General features: G+C 72.3%; 16 protein-coding genes. 8 read left to right on the top strand and 8 right to left on the bottom strand.

Annotated elements, in window-relative coordinates; genetic code table 11:
* Positions 1-78 precede the first annotated feature (78 nt).
* The 4 genes from ACFY7C_RS20525 (at position 79) to ACFY7C_RS20510 (ending at position 5,040) form a co-directional block, all read left to right on the top strand.
* Complete coding sequence (locus tag ACFY7C_RS20525; RefSeq protein ID WP_389652294.1) at positions 79-1,038, top strand: carbohydrate ABC transporter permease; 960 nt, start codon at positions 79-81, stop codon at positions 1,036-1,038.
* Positions 1,035-1,850 carry a carbohydrate ABC transporter permease gene (locus ACFY7C_RS20520; RefSeq protein ID WP_389652291.1) on the top strand — a complete coding sequence of 272 codons (816 nt, stop codon included), beginning with the start codon at positions 1,035-1,037 and terminating at the stop codon, positions 1,848-1,850. The genes ACFY7C_RS20525 and ACFY7C_RS20520 overlap by 4 nt, the downstream gene beginning before the upstream one ends.
* 122 nt (positions 1,851-1,972) lie before the next feature.
* Positions 1,973-3,610 (top strand): beta-N-acetylhexosaminidase, encoded by a 1,638-nt coding sequence (locus ACFY7C_RS20515; RefSeq protein WP_389652288.1) that lies wholly within the window; start codon positions 1,973-1,975, stop codon positions 3,608-3,610.
* Positions 3,607-5,040 (top strand): cellulose binding domain-containing protein, encoded by a 1,434-nt coding sequence (locus ACFY7C_RS20510; RefSeq protein ID WP_389652285.1) that lies wholly within the window; start codon positions 3,607-3,609, stop codon positions 5,038-5,040. Before ACFY7C_RS20515 ends, ACFY7C_RS20510 begins: the two co-directional genes overlap by 4 nt.
* A 94-nt stretch (positions 5,041-5,134) precedes the next feature.
* Here ACFY7C_RS20510 and ACFY7C_RS20505 read toward each other — a convergent pair whose 3' ends face one another.
* The 6 genes from ACFY7C_RS20505 to ACFY7C_RS20480 all read right to left on the bottom strand — a co-directional run bounded on the left by ACFY7C_RS20505 (position 5,135) and on the right by ACFY7C_RS20480 (position 8,616).
* Positions 5,135-5,338 (bottom strand): CsbD family protein, encoded by a 204-nt coding sequence (locus ACFY7C_RS20505; RefSeq protein ID WP_389652282.1) that lies wholly within the window; start codon positions 5,336-5,338, stop codon positions 5,135-5,137.
* A 128-nt stretch (positions 5,339-5,466) separates the two neighbouring features.
* Entirely contained in the window at positions 5,467-5,970 is a 504-nt protein-coding gene (locus tag ACFY7C_RS20500; RefSeq protein WP_389652278.1) for a hypothetical protein, read from the bottom strand.
* A gap of 63 nt (positions 5,971-6,033) precedes the next feature.
* The gene (locus ACFY7C_RS20495; protein WP_389652275.1) at positions 6,034-6,588 is read right to left on the bottom strand and encodes a Clp protease N-terminal domain-containing protein; all 555 of its coding nucleotides are present in this window, start codon (positions 6,586-6,588) and stop codon (positions 6,034-6,036) included.
* Positions 6,588-6,797, bottom strand: coding sequence for a helix-turn-helix domain-containing protein (locus ACFY7C_RS20490; protein WP_383865982.1), 210 nt, complete (start codon positions 6,795-6,797; stop codon positions 6,588-6,590). The genes ACFY7C_RS20495 and ACFY7C_RS20490 overlap by 1 nt, the downstream gene beginning before the upstream one ends.
* Before the next feature lie 32 nt (positions 6,798-6,829).
* On the bottom strand, positions 6,830-7,945 hold the full coding sequence (locus ACFY7C_RS20485; protein ID WP_389652272.1) for a DUF2867 domain-containing protein: 1,116 nt from the start codon (positions 7,943-7,945) through the stop codon (positions 6,830-6,832).
* A complete protein-coding gene (locus ACFY7C_RS20480) occupies positions 7,942-8,616 on the bottom strand; it encodes a TetR/AcrR family transcriptional regulator (protein ID WP_389652269.1) in 675 nt (224 codons plus the stop codon). The genes ACFY7C_RS20485 and ACFY7C_RS20480 overlap by 4 nt, the downstream gene beginning before the upstream one ends.
* Before the next feature lie 182 nt (positions 8,617-8,798).
* On the opposite strand from ACFY7C_RS20480, the gene ACFY7C_RS20475 reads away from it, so the two are divergent.
* From ACFY7C_RS20475 to ACFY7C_RS20460, 4 genes are all read left to right on the top strand, one after another.
* Positions 8,799-9,767 carry a hypothetical protein gene (locus ACFY7C_RS20475; RefSeq protein ID WP_389652267.1) on the top strand — a complete coding sequence of 323 codons (969 nt, stop codon included), beginning with the start codon at positions 8,799-8,801 and terminating at the stop codon, positions 9,765-9,767.
* Between the two features lie 415 nt (positions 9,768-10,182).
* Positions 10,183-10,518, top strand: coding sequence for an ArsR/SmtB family transcription factor (locus tag ACFY7C_RS20470; RefSeq protein WP_389652264.1), 336 nt, complete (start codon positions 10,183-10,185; stop codon positions 10,516-10,518).
* A 2-nt stretch (positions 10,519-10,520) separates the two neighbouring features.
* Entirely contained in the window at positions 10,521-11,162 is a 642-nt protein-coding gene (locus ACFY7C_RS20465) for a cation transporter (protein ID WP_389652261.1), read from the top strand.
* Positions 11,163-11,258: 96 nt separating this feature from the next.
* Entirely contained in the window at positions 11,259-11,867 is a 609-nt protein-coding gene (locus ACFY7C_RS20460) for an N-acetylmuramoyl-L-alanine amidase (RefSeq protein ID WP_389652258.1), read from the top strand.
* A 66-nt stretch (positions 11,868-11,933) separates the two neighbouring features.
* Here the strand turns inward: ACFY7C_RS20460 and ACFY7C_RS20455 are convergent, their stop codons facing one another.
* On the bottom strand, positions 11,934-12,554 hold the full coding sequence (locus tag ACFY7C_RS20455) for a LysE family translocator (RefSeq protein WP_389652255.1): 621 nt from the start codon (positions 12,552-12,554) through the stop codon (positions 11,934-11,936).
* Positions 12,548-13,321: a thioesterase II family protein gene (locus ACFY7C_RS20450; RefSeq protein WP_389652252.1), complete on the bottom strand. Its 774-nt coding sequence runs from the start codon at positions 13,319-13,321 to the stop codon at positions 12,548-12,550. The genes ACFY7C_RS20455 and ACFY7C_RS20450 overlap by 7 nt, the downstream gene beginning before the upstream one ends.
* Positions 13,322-13,324: the final 3 nt, after the last annotated feature.

Raw genomic sequence — 13,324 nt, 5'->3', positions numbered from 1 at the left:
GCCCCACACGACCCACCAGCCCCATAGGCCCCATCAGCCCCACTGGCCTCCCCCCCCACCCCGAGACGAGGAGACGCCGTGTCGACCGTCCGCGAGCGGACCACGCCCCGTCCCGTCACCCCCCGCCGTCACCGATACCGCCACGGCAACGGGAGGTCGGTCTGGCCGTACGTACTGATCGCCCCGGCGGTCCTGGGGATGCTCTGCCTTCTGCTCTACCCGCTCGGCCGGGCTGTGGTCATCTCCTTCCAGGACTTCCGGCTCCGTCAGCTCATCCTCGGCGACGCCGAGTTCGTGGGGCTGCGCAACTACCGCGCTCTGCTCGCCGACCCCCGCTTCTGGGAGGTCGTACGCCGCACCTTCCTGTTCATGGCGGTCAACGTCGTCGCCATCATGATCCTTTCCACTCTCGTGGCCCTCATGATCGAGCGTCTGGGCGGGATCGGCAGGACCGTGGTCCTCAGCTCGCTCGTGCTGGTCTGGGCCGTGCCCGTGGTGGCGGCCACGACCGTCTTCCAGTGGCTGTTCCACTCGGAGTTCGGCATTGTCAACGAGACGCTGACCGGCCTCGGTCTCTCCTCCTTCGCGGGCTATCCCTGGTTCGCCCACGGCGGCGCCGCGTTCGCCATCGTCGTGGTGCTCATCGTCTGGCAGTCGGTGCCGTTCGCCGCGATCACGCTGTACTCGGCCCTCACCACGGTGCCGGGTGAGCTGTACGAATCGGCGCGCGTCGACGGCGCCGGCGGAGTCCGCGTCTTCCGCTCGGTGACCTTCCCGCTGGTCCGGCCGATCTTCATGCTGATCCTGTCCCTCGAAGTCATCTGGACCTTCAAGGCCTTCGTCCAGATCTGGGTGATGACCCGCGGCGGGCCGGGCGACGCCACCACCATCCTGCCGGTCTACGCCGTGCAGACCGCCCTCGCCCACCAGCGTTACGACCTCGGCTCGGCCGCCTCCATGGTCACGGTGCTGCTGATGACCGGCGTCCTCGTCCTCTACTTCCGCCGGCTGTTCCGACAGGAGGGGGAGCACCTGTGAGGCTTCTGCTGCGGGCCGCCGCCGCCCTGACGGTGCTGGTCTGTCTGTTCCCCGTGTACTGGATGGTCGCCACCGCGTTCAGGCCGTCGCGCGACATCCAGTCCTACGACCCGGTGCTGATCCCGCGGGAGTGGACGCTCGACCACTTCCGGCGGGCCGTTGAAGCCGACGGCTTCGGCCTCTTCTGGCGCAACAGCGCCCTGGTCACCCTCAGCGCCGTCCTGCTCGCCCTCGTCGTCGCGCTCGGCGCCGCGTACGCCGTGGCCCGGATGCGCTGGCGCGGCCGGCGGCAGTTCATGGTGGCGGTGTTCATCGCGCAGATGGCGCCGTGGGAGTCGCTGGTCATCCCGGTCTACATCATCTCCCGCGACACCGGCATGCTCGACCGGCTGCCCACCCTCACCCTCGTCTACTTCATGGTCACGCTGCCGTTCACGCTGGTGGTCCTGCGCGGCTTCATCGCCGGCATCCCGCCCGAGCTCGAAGAGGCGGCCCAGGTCGACGGCTGCACCCGGACGGGCGCCTTCCGCCGCGTGGCGTTCCCCCTCCTCGCGCCCGGTCTGATGGCGACCTCGCTGTTCGGGTTCATCACCGCCTGGAACGAGTTCACCTACGCCAACTTCCTGATCATCAAGCAGCAGGACAGTCGCACGCTGCCGGTGTGGCTCTCGTCCTTCCAGTCCACCTTCGGTACCGACTGGGGAGCCACGATGGCCGCCGCCACCCTCTTCGCCCTCCCCGCACTGGTCGTGTTCCTCGCGCTCCAGCGCCATGTGACCTCGGGCCTCGCCTCGGGAGGGGTCAAGGGGTGATCCGCTTTATCCCCTTCGTACGCCGTCCGTGCCCCCTTCGTACGCCGTCCCCACCCCCATCGTTCGCCGTCCCCACCCCCTTCGTTCGCCCCCGCCGACCACCGGAGACGCATCCCGTGGACATGCCACGCCCCGAACTCTCCCTGGTACCCCGCCCGCGCACGATGCGTCCGCGCCCCGGCCGCTTCCGCGTCGACGCCACCACCCGGCTCCGTGTCACACCGGGCGCCGAGCCGGCCGCCCGCCTGCTGCGCGCCTATCTGACGCCGGTCACCGGACTGCGCCTGGAGCAGGCCGACGACGGGACGTTCGTCCTGGCCGTCGACCCCACGCTCACCGGCCTGGGCGAGGAGGGGTACGGGCTGACCGTCGGCCCGCACGGCGTCCTGCTGCGCGCCGCCCGGCCGACCGGCCTGCTGCGGGGAGTCCAGACGCTCCGCCAGCTCCTGCCCTTCCGAACGCTCTCCCCGCGGTCCGGCGACCTGGACCTGGACCTCCCCGGCGTGGAGATCACGGACGTGCCGGCCCACCCGTGGCGCGGTGCCCTGCTCGATGTCGCGCGCCACTTCCAGCCGGTGTCCTACCTGCGCCGCTATGTCGACCTCCTGGCGCTGCACAAGCTCAACGTCCTCCAGCTCCACCTCACCGACGACCAGGGCTGGCGCATGCCGGTGGCCGCCCATCCCCGGCTCACCGAGATCGGCGGCCACCGCGCCGAGTCGATGGTCGGCCCGGCGGGCAGCGGCCGCTTCGACGGGCGGCCGCACGGCGGTGCGTACACCCGTGCCGAACTCGCCGGCCTGGTCGCGTACGCGGCCGAGCGCGGCATCACGATCGTCCCCGAGATCGGCGTACCCGGGCATGTGCGCGCCGCCCTCGCCGCGTACCCCGAACTCGGCAACCACCCCGGTCGGCGGCTCGACGTGTGGACCGAGTGGGGTGTCTGCCGGAACGTCCTCGGCGTCGGGGACCACGTCGTCGACTTCTTCCGCACCGTCCTGGACGAGGTGATGGAGGTGTTCCCCTCCCCGTACGTCCACATCGGCGGCGACGAATGCCCCACGGACGAGTGGGAGCAGAGCCCGGCCGCCGCCGCCCGCGCGGCGCGCGAGGGGCTGGCCGGGCCGAGGGAGCTGCACGGGTGGTTCCTGGGGCGGATCGCCGGCCATGTGGTCCGCGCGGGCCGGCGCCCCGTCGCGTGGGCGGAGACCGGAGCCGCCCTCCCCCTCGAATGCGCCGTCATGAGTTGGCGCGAACCGGCCGACGCGTGGGCGGCCGCCCGCCGAGGGCACGACGTCGTGTACGCGGACCACCGCGCCACCTACTTCGACTACGCGCGCGGCCCCGGCCCGGACGAACCTCCGGCGCAGCCCGGCCGGATCGTCGACCTCCCGGCCGTGCACGCCCTGGACCTGACGCCGCCGTCAGGCGAACCCGCCCTCGCCGGACGGCTCCTGGGCGCGCAGGGACAGGTGTGGACCGAGTTCGTCACGACGTCGGCGCACATCGAGTACCTCGCCTTCCCCCGGCTGTGCGCCCTCGCCGACCGGGTGTGGGACCCGGCCGCCGGGTGGCGCGACTTCCGCGACCGGCTCACGGGACACCTGGCACGCCTCGACGCGCTGGGCGTTCCGCACGCCGACCGACCACCGACCGCCGGCCGCCCCCAGGCCCCCTCCGACCGCATCACCGAGAACCGCCCGTGCACCACCCCCTGCTCTCCCGCAACCCGTGGGAGTCACCGAAAGGAACACGGATGAGCACTCGCCCCACCCGCGGCCGAACCCGTGCGGCCATCGCCCTGACGGCGCTGCTCGGGAGCACCGCCCTGGCCACCCTGCCCGTCACGACGGCCTCCGCGGCCGCCGACGGCGTGGCCGTGCAGTACCGCACCAGCGCCTCCGGAGCCACCGCCGACCAGAGCGAGCCCTGGCTCAAGGTGCGGAACACCGGCTCCTCCACCATCCAGCTCAGCCAGGTCAAGGTCCGCTACTACTTCAAGGCCGACTCCCCCACGGCCACCTACCGCTTCGCCTGCTCCTGGGCCGTCCGCGGTTGCGCCGGGATCACCGGAACGTTCGGAACACTCGCCCGTCCCACCGCCACGGCCGACCGCTATCTGGAGGTCGGCTTCACGCCGAGCGCGGGGTCGCTGGCGCCGGGGAGCGACACCGGCGACATGCAACTGCGCTTCCACCAGTCCAGCTGGCAGACGCTCCGGCAGAGCGACGACTACTCCTTCAGCGGTGCCCAGACCGCGTACGCCGACTGGTCCAAGGTCACCGCCCAGGTCGCCGGCACCACCGTGTGGGGCACCGCGCCCGAGGGCAACGACCCGACGGATCCCACCGACCCGACCGACCCGACGGATCCGCCCGGCGGCGGCCAGACCCTCTTCGACGACTTCACCTACACCTCTCACACGGACCCGGCGATCTCGGCCCACGGCTGGAGCGTCCGCTCCAACTCCGGCGGGCCCGGCGTGCCCGGCGCCACGTGGGACCCGTCGAAGGTCACCTTCGTCAACCAGTCCGGCAACACGGTGATGAACCTCGAGACCTCCACCGCCGGCACGGGCGCGTCCACCCGCCACACCGAAGTCCTCACCAGGGCCATGAAGTTCAGGAACGGCACCTACGCCGCCCGCGTCAGATTCTCCGACGCTCCCAGGTCCGGCCCGGACGGCGACCGCGTCGTGCAGACCTTCTTCACCATCAACGACCTCAAGGCCCCCATGGCCGACGACTACGCCGAGTACGACTTCGAGTACCTGCCCAACGGCGGCTGGGGCGAGCCGGCCAACATCCTCTACACGACCTCCTGGGAGACCTACAACCCCGACCCGTGGCAGGCGGTCAACCAGCACAGCGAGAGCCGGCAGTCGTTCGCCGGCTGGCACGACCTCGTCGTGACCATCGACAACAGCGCGATCACCTACTACGTCGACGGCCGCCTCTTCGGCACCCATGACGCCGCGTATCTGCCGGAGCGGCCGATGTCGATCAACTTCAACCAGTGGCTCATCGACCTCAACGGCCAGACATCGACCACGCCGCGCGCGTACGACCAGCAGGTCGACTACGTCCTGCACGTCAAGGACCAGGTCCTCACCCCGGCCCAGGTGGCCGCGAAGATCGCCGCCTACCGCGGCGCGGGCACGGCCTTCGTCGACGAGGTCCCGGCAGGGTGATCCCCGCGGGGTGATCCCGGTGGGGTGATCCGGGCGAGAGCGCGCGGAGGCCCTCGGCGCCACGGCGCCGAGGGCCTCCGCGAGGACGTCCCGATCAAGGCTCCTGGCGGCGGTCGCGCAGGGAGTCCTTGACTCCGCGGGTCTGCTCCTCCGCCTTGCCCTTGGTCTCCCGGGCCTTGCCCTTGACCTGGTCCGTCTTCCCTTCGGCCTGCATGCGTTCGTTGCCGGTCATCTTGCCGGCCGTTTCCTTCGCCTTGCCCTTGGCCTGCTCCATCTTGCCCTTGGCCTTCTTAGCCATGGGGGAACTCCTTCCGAAGAACGCTTCGACGACCACAAACTAGGCGAGATGGGGCGAATCCGCGCGTCGAGACGAGGAGGGAGCACCGGCTCGACAGCGGGCCGTCCGTACGCGCCCGGGGAGTGCGCTCAGTCGTCGGCGATCTGCAGGGCCAGCGCGAAGTACTCCCCGTCCGTCCCCGCCAACAGGCTGTCGAACAGCGGAGTGAGCCCGTTCACGGCGCCGCATCCGGCGTCGTGGTTGGTCCACCAGGTGCCCTCCGGTCCGAGCAGGGACACCACACGGTCCGCCGCGCGCTCGGCGGTCTCGGCGGGCAGGTGCCGGTGACTCGGCCAGACGAGGTCGACGGAGGCGAGCCGAGCCAGGAACGCGGCGGCCTCATGCGTCTCCATCGGTTCCAGGGCGTCGCGGATCTCCGGGACGGACGGCGGGACGTAACGGGGCAGGAAGCGCTGCCAGGCCTCGTCCTCGGCGACCACGGCGAGCAGCGCGCGGATCCGGGCCGCCAGCTCCGGCAGATCGGCTTCCGGCTCGGTGAACCGCCCGGCCGTCACGTACACCCGCATCGGTGTGGACAGCTCGGCCATGCCCGCTTCCAGGTCGGCCAGGAATCTCGATCTCGTGAACGTCACATCCGGATTCTGCCGTACGCCCGTACGGGAGCCTCACCGTCCTCGTGGCCCTTGTGCGTGAGGTCAGGGAGTCGCCGGGGTCGACAGGGCGGTGTCGAGGGCGGCGTAGGTCACGCCGTGGTCGGCCAGGGTCTCCGCGACGACGCCGCCGGTCGTGGTGAGGGCCAGGAGGATGTGTTCGTCGCCGATCTCGCGGTCCTTGCGGGCGAGCGCGACCCGGAGGGACTTCTCCAGGACGGTCTTGGCCTCGCGCGAGAAGGACCGGCGGCCGGACCACCAGCCGCGGCCCCTCCGGTCGCCGGCGAGCGCGCCCGCGCCGTGGGTCTCCTCGACGCGCGCCACGATCGCGCCGACGTCGATGCCGAGGTCCGCCAGCGCCTCCGTGTCCGCCCGGGTCAGCCCCGCCCGGCGCCGTGCGTCACCCAGGGCCGCGACCAGGGACGGGCGGCGGTCCGGCGGGCACAGCCGGCGCAGCGCGGCCCCGGCCGGGGTGTCCTCCTGGTCGAGCAGCGCCATCAGCAGGTGCTCGCGGGTGACGACCGTCGCACCGCCGCGCTCCGCGTGTGCGACCGCTCCCTTGACGACGGAGCGTGCGGCTTTCGTGAACCGTTCGAACATCACTGCCTCCCGTACTTCTTGTGGACGGCCTGTCGGCTGACTCCCAGTTCGGTCGCGATCTCCTGCCACGACCAGCCCTGGTCGCGCGCGCTGCGCACCTGGACTGCTTCCAGCTGTTCCAGCAGCCGCCGCAGGGCGGAAACGGCCCGGAGTCCGACCCGGGGGTCGCGGTCGCCCGCCCGCGCGGCGAGATCGGTCGCATCGGTCATGCCGTCAACTTACGTTGACGAGCGCGCTTGCGTCAACCTTGATTGACGCAGATGCGGTGGGCGTCGCGGAGGAGGCCGGGCGCCAGTCGCCGGTGGACGGCCGCCAGCGGTGGCCAGACGTACGCCGCCGGCAGTCGGCGGTAGCGCAGGGCCGTGGCCAGCGCGACCTGATCGCGGTCGATCCGGACGACGAGGTGGCCGGTCAGCATCCAGGAGTGGGCTTCGAGCCTGATCCGGTCGGGGTGGTGCTCGGCGATCCGCCAGCCGGCGACGTACCGCGGTGACGGCCGTCGGCGCAGCCGCAGGCCGAGCAGCGCTCGCCAGATGAACCGGCCCTGGCGTCCGGCGACATCCTCGAACAGTGCGCGGGCCCACTGTTCCGGTGACGCGGGCGTCCCGTCCGGGGTGAGGGGAAGCCTGAGGGTGAACATATCGGCGTAGCCGCTCCCGTCCGGTCCGACGAGTGCGCGGACCTCCTCCGGGATCGCGTGTTGTCGGCGGACCTCCAAGAGTGCGGCGGCCCGATCGACGGAGGGACGCCCGACTGCGGGGCGGGCGGCGGGCGGCGGCGTCTTCGCGTGCCAGTCCCGTCCGATCATGCGCATCAGCGCCGGATAGACGATCAGTCGCCGAAACGGCACGATCGCGGCCATGTAGGCCCTGCCGAGCAGGCCGTTCGGCTTCACGAGCACGGTCAGCTCGCCGCGGTGGCCGGCGCCCGTTCCGTCCGGGACCCAGCCGAGGTGCAGCACGGTGTGGACGGTCCCGTTGGCGCTCTCGGCCGCCCACTCGGTGTCCGTCAGATAGACGGAGGTGAAGGGCAGGGACGCCAGATCGGGACCGCGCGGCCCCTCGCGCAGGTCCTGGGGCAGCCGGTCCCGCAGCGACGGCACCCGGGAGCCGACGCCGCTACCCTCTCCGTCCCAGCCCAGGAGTCCTCCCAGGCGCAGGCGGAGCGCGAACAGGGCGCGGGCGAGGCCGGAGAACGGGTTCGGGCCGTCGTCCTCGGTGAACCACTCGACCAGGCGCGGAAGGTCGTGGGGGCCGCCGGGCGTCGGCAGCGCCCAGACGTCCTCGACCCGGAAGTCCCGGGCCACGTCGTGGATGCGCCAGGGGCGGGACGTATGGGAGGTGGTCGGGATGCTCATCGGTGTTCCTCCGTCCGCGGAGAGGGCCGGATGCCCAGGACGCCGGCAGCGGCGCGCTCGGCGAGCACTTCGTCGTGCGGCGCGTGGCCCGCCAGGGAGACGACGGCGCCTTCGAGGGCGCCGACGAAGGCGAGCGCGAGCGTGCGGGCCGGCGGGCCGGGCGGGATCGCCCCGGTGGCGCGGCCGGACTCGACGAGGCGCTCGCAGTCGGTGACCAGCGCGTCGTAGCTCCGCTCCACCGCCTGCCCCACGGGATGGTCCTGTCCGCTGAACTCCAGCCGCAGGGCGAGCGCCATGCGGGCGACGTCGCGCCGGCAGAACACGGCGTGCCCGCGCGCCATCGCCAGCAGCGCCGCGACGGGCTCCGGCTCCCGCTCGACGAGGACGCCCACCTCCCGCTGCCAGGTGTCGAGGACCCAGTCCAGAGCGGCGAGGGTGAGCTCCTGCTTGCCCTTGAACTGGTGGTACAGCGCCCCCCGCGTGTAGCCCGCGTCGGCGGCGACCTGCTCCAGGACGAGATTGCCGTAGCCGTACCGGGACAGGCCCCGGGCGGCGGACTCCAGCAGGGCACCCCGGGACCGCGCCCTGCGCTCCGCCTGTCCGGGGCGGCCGGCCTTCGTACGGGGCGGGGTCGAGGGATCGGCGTCGCCCGGATCATTACGTACATGCATGTACGTATGTTAGCTCGCGACGGTGCGCCGAGGTGGGGAAACGGCCCGAAAACTGGGTGGGGGGTGCTCGGAACCTGGGGCGCGCTGCCCGATGCGCACCCGGGTACGCCCGGCGCATCGTGGCCTTGTCAGGACAGCCGCACGGGCGGAAAGCCCATACCTCTCCGGGCGAGGTGGGGAACGTGAAGACACCGTATGCCCAGGTCGGGCGGCACGGCCGGACCCACCCGGCCGTGGCCGACACCGGTGCCGCCACCAGCACCGGCACCGGCACCGCCACCGGCCGGCGAGTGGGGCCTTTCGGTCCGGCTCCCCTCGAATCGAGGATCCACTGGCTCCTCCGCGTCGCCATCGCGGCCGAGTTCATCGGGCACGGCGCCTTCGGCATCATGGGCAAGGAGGCCTGGCTCGGCTACTACGCCGTCATGGGCATCCCCCCGTCGGCGGCCTGGGTCATGATGCCGATCACCGGGAGCGTGGACATCGCGCTCGGGCTCCTCGTCCTGCTGCGGCCGACCCGCGCGCCCCTCGCGTACATGGCGTTCTGGGGTCTGTTCACGGCCCTGCTGCGGCCGTTGAGCGGTGAGTCGTGGTGGGAGGTCTTCGAACGCTCCTACAACTTCGGCGTGCCCCTCGCCCTCCTCCTGTTCCACGGCGTCGCGACCTCGCGGAGCGAGTGGCTCGCCCGGATCCGGGGGCTCCCCCGCCTGACCCGGCGGCGGGCCAAGCGGTTCACCTGGGGCTTCCGGCTGATCATCGCCTCCTTCCTGATCGGACACGGCGGCTACGGCGCGTTCGTCGAGAAGCGGAACCTCACCGAGCAGTACGAGTCGATCGGCCTGACCTCCGTCACGCAGGCCGTGGGCTGGTTCGAGATCGGTCTCGGCGCGCTGGTGCTGGTCACCATGCCGGGGATCGGCCTGCTGCTCTTCGTCTGCGTCTGGAAGATCGCGACGGAGATGCTGTACGTGACGAGCGGGGCGTACGGGGCGCCCTTCGAGGTCATCGAACGCGCGAGCTGCTACGCCGCGCCCCTCGCGCTGATCTGCTTCATCAAGGTCCTCGCCCGCGAGACACCTCCGACTCCGACTCCGACTCCGACGAGTGAGCGCGGTCCGCGCGGTGAGTCGTCGGCCGAGACCGTTCCCTGACGCCGGGGGTCGGGCCGGGCCCGACGACCGCCGTCGGTGGCGTCCTGTGATACGCCGGGACCAAGGACCTGCCGGAACGGGCGGACGTCCTGGAGGCGCTGGAGGGCCACCTCGACGATGCCGCGCGCGGCCACGGCCGGTGGTCCCGCTCCGCGGTGCGGCGGGCATCGGCCTGGAGCCGCTGAGCCGGTCCGCGGTCACCCGCATGCCGGTCGGCGGACCGCACGACCCGGACGCGCTCCACGACGCCACCGGAGGCAGCCCGCATTGAACTGGGCGTCCACAGCCGGGCCGAGCCCCTGCGCAAGCTCGACTCGTAGCCCGGGCACCCTGGCTTCGACGTGCCTTCCCCCACTCCCTCCCTCTCCGACAGTTCAGGATTTCCTGAATTCAGGTTTGGATGTACGGTCGCTTCATGCTGACCCTCGCGCCCGAGGTCGAGGTGCTGGCCCGTTTCGGGCGCGCACTCGCCGACCCCATCCGCTGCCGGATCCTCCTCACCCTGCGTCAGGAGCCCGCCTATCCCGCCGACCTCGCGGACGCCCTCGGTGTCTCCCGGACCCGGCTGTCGAACCATCTGGCGTGCCTGCGCGACTGCGGCCTGGTCGTCGCCGTACCCGACGGGCGCCGTACCCGCTACGAGTTGGCCGACGTGCGTCTGGGGCACGCGCTGGACGAGCTGCGCACCGCCGTGGTCGCCGTAGAGACCGACCGCACCTGCCGGGACGCCGACGAGAAGGGATGCTGCTGACCATGGCCGCGGAGACACCCGTGACCCTGGGGCCTTCCCCCGCCCGCCGTGACGCGCTGACCCGCCGCATACGCCTCCTGGTCGCCGCCACGCTCGCCTACAACGTCGTCGAGGCGGTCGTCGCGCTCACCGCCGGCACGCTCGCCTCCTCCAGCGCCCTGATCGGCTTCGGCCTGGACTCGGTCGTCGAGGTGTCCTCCGCCGCGGCGGTCGCCTGGCAGTTCTCCGCCCGCGACCACGCCGTTCGCGAAGCACGGGAGCGAACCGCCCTGCGGATCATCGCGATGTCGTTCTTCGCGCTCGCCGCGTACGTCGCAGTCGACGCCGTCCGCGCACTGACCGGCTCCGGTGAGGCGGAGCGGTCGATCGTCGGGATCGCGCTCGCCGCCCTGTCGCTCGTCGTGATGCCCTTCCTGTCCTTCGCCCAGCGGCGCGCCGGGCGTGCGCTCGGCTCCGCGAGCGCGGTCGCGGACTCCCGTCAGACCCTTCTGTGCACGTACCTCTCCGCCGTCCTCCTCGTCGGCCTGCTCCTCCACGCCACCCTCGGCTGGTCCTGGGCCGACCCGATCGCCGCCCTCGTCATCTCCGGCATCGCGGTCAAGGAGGGCCGCGACGCCTGGCGGGGCAAGGGCTGCTGCGCCTGACCGGCCGGCGGGCGCCGCCCGCCACGGAAACCGCCGCTTCACCGAGAGAGCACGCGAAAGCGGCTACCTGCCGGCGGCCGGATCAAGGCGGTCGTCGTGCACCACACGGCCGAGTCCAACACGTACACGTGCGCCGACGCTCCGCAGGTGGTCCGCGGCATCTACGCGTACCACGTCAAGCAGCTCGGCTGGAAGGACAGCGGCCACAACTTCCCCGTGGACAAGTGCGGCACGGTGTACGAGGGTCGCAAGGGCGGTGTCGACCGGCCCGTGCAGGGCGCGCACGCCTACGGCTTCAACGCCGAGACGACGGGGGTGCCCGTCCTCGGCACCTACACCGACGCCGCGCCTTCACGCGCGGCGCTGACCTCGGTCGCCCGCATCGCCGTCTGGAAGCTGGGCCAGTACGGGGTGAACCCGGCGGGCACGGCCACCCTCACGGCGGGCGACAGGCGCACCGACTACTTCCACCACCGCCGTCCCGGTCACCCTCTGCTGGAGGGCGGCCGACGGCCACGCGTTGAAGGAGGTGCGGCTGACCGCACCGGCGGCCAGGACCTACGGGCCCACCGTGACCGGCGCGGCCCACACCGCCGCCGCCGGGACCGCTACGGCGTGGGCCATGACCGCGTACGACCACGCGGGCAACACGGCCGCCGCCTCGGCCTCGTTGATGCCGGTGATCCTCCAGGAGTCGACCGGTAGCCAAGGCCGGCGGGCCGGGTCCGGCCCGCCGGCCTGTGCGGTGTGCTGCCCAGGGACACCGCCCCGTCACGGCGACTGCAGGGCGAGGCGGACCGCGAAGCCGATCAGCAGGAGGCCGGTGACCTGCTCGATGCGGGCGCGGACCCGGGGGCGGCGCAGGATTCTGCCAAGGCGGTCCACGGTGATCACGTAGAGGCTGAACCAGAGCAGGTACAGCGCGGCGAACACCAGGGACAGGACCATGGCTCTGGGGAAGACCCGGCCGTCGGGAGGCAGGAACTGCGGGAGGAAGGTCACGAAGAACAGGGCGACCTTCGGGTTGAGCGCGTTCGAGAGGAAGCCGTAGCGCACATAGCGGCCGTCGGCGTCCCCGTCGTCCGCCGCGCCGGACTCCTCGGGCTTCTCCCGCAAGGTGCGGCGGGCGCCTCGGAGAGTGGCGATGCCCATCCACACGAGGTAGACGGCGCCCACGACCTTCAGGACGGTGAACGCGGTCGCCGAGGCGATCAGCACCGCGGAGATGCCCAGGACGGCCGCCCCGACGTGCACGACGAGGCCGAGGACGCCGCCCACCATGGTGAGCAGGCCCGCGCGCCGGCCGCCAGCCAGGGCGCTGCGGGTGATCAGCGCCTGGTCGGGGCCGGGGATCATGATGAGGACCAGGGAGGCGGCGGCGAAGGTCAGCACCGTGCGTTCCTCTCCCGCGCGGCCGCCGCGGCGAGGGCGCCGGAGAGCGCCCTCAGGACGGGGGCCGGCCGGTCCCGCAGGTAGAAGTGGCCCCCGGGGAAGTGTCGTACCGTCACCTCCGCGTCCGTCAGCTCCCGCCAGGCGTCGAGCTGTTCGGCGGTGACCCGGTCCTCGGTGCCTCCCAGGACGGTGAGGGGGACGGACAGGGGTGCCTCGGGCCGGTGGGCGTAGGTCTCCAGGATCTGGTAGTCGGCGCGCAGGGCGCGGGCCGCGAGGGTCACGATGTCGTCGTCGGCCAGGACCTCGGGCGGGATCCCGCCGTGCAGTTCGGAGACGGCTTCGAGCAGTGCCCGGTCACCCAGCAGGTGCAGGCGCGACGCGGCACGCGGCAGGTGCGGGGCGGGAAAGCCGGAGACGACCAGGTGCGCGGGCTGTGGGCGGCCGGCGGCGCGCAGCGCGCGGGTGAGCTCGAACGCGACGAGCGAGCCGAAGCTGTGGCCGAAGAACACGAAGGGTTCCCGGGCCGGTGGCCTGACTCCCTCGAGGAGCGCGTCGAGAAGCGCGTCCATCGACGTGATCACGGGCTCGCGGGTCCGCGAGCCGCGGCCGGGCAGTTGCACGGCGTGCGGTTCGCCGGCCCTGAGGTCGCGGGCCCAGCGCAGGTACTCGGCGGCGGAGCCGCCCCCGTGGGGAAAGCAGTAGAGCTTGGGGGCGGCGGGCCGCGGCGCCCCGCCGATGATCCAGCGGGGCGGCGTGGAGGTGCTCACGGG

It is taken from the genome of Streptomyces sp. NPDC012769 (assembly GCF_042901205.1).
Taxonomy (GTDB): Bacteria; Actinomycetota; Actinomycetes; order Streptomycetales; family Streptomycetaceae; genus Streptomyces.
This window is presented reverse-complemented; position numbering and strand designations above follow the sequence as displayed.

Coding starts and splice junctions, on each gene's coding strand:
- ACFY7C_RS20515 (WP_389652288.1), top strand. CDS start 1,973: ATGCCACGCCCCGAACTCTCCCTGGTACCCCGCCCGCGCACGATGCGT.
- ACFY7C_RS20510 (WP_389652285.1), top strand. CDS start 3,607: ATGAGCACTCGCCCCACCCGCGGCCGAACCCGTGCGGCCATCGCCCTG.
- ACFY7C_RS20505 (WP_389652282.1), bottom strand. CDS start 5,338: ATGGCTAAGAAGGCCAAGGGCAAGATGGAGCAGGCCAAGGGCAAGGCG.
- ACFY7C_RS20495 (WP_389652275.1), bottom strand. CDS start 6,588: ATGTTCGAACGGTTCACGAAAGCCGCACGCTCCGTCGTCAAGGGAGCG.
- ACFY7C_RS20490 (WP_383865982.1), bottom strand. CDS start 6,797: ATGACCGATGCGACCGATCTCGCCGCGCGGGCGGGCGACCGCGACCCC.
- ACFY7C_RS20485 (WP_389652272.1), bottom strand. CDS start 7,945: ATGAGCATCCCGACCACCTCCCATACGTCCCGCCCCTGGCGCATCCAC.
- ACFY7C_RS20480 (WP_389652269.1), bottom strand. CDS start 8,616: ATGCATGTACGTAATGATCCGGGCGACGCCGATCCCTCGACCCCGCCC.
- ACFY7C_RS20470 (WP_389652264.1), top strand. CDS start 10,183: ATGCTGACCCTCGCGCCCGAGGTCGAGGTGCTGGCCCGTTTCGGGCGC.
- ACFY7C_RS20465 (WP_389652261.1), top strand. CDS start 10,521: ATGGCCGCGGAGACACCCGTGACCCTGGGGCCTTCCCCCGCCCGCCGT.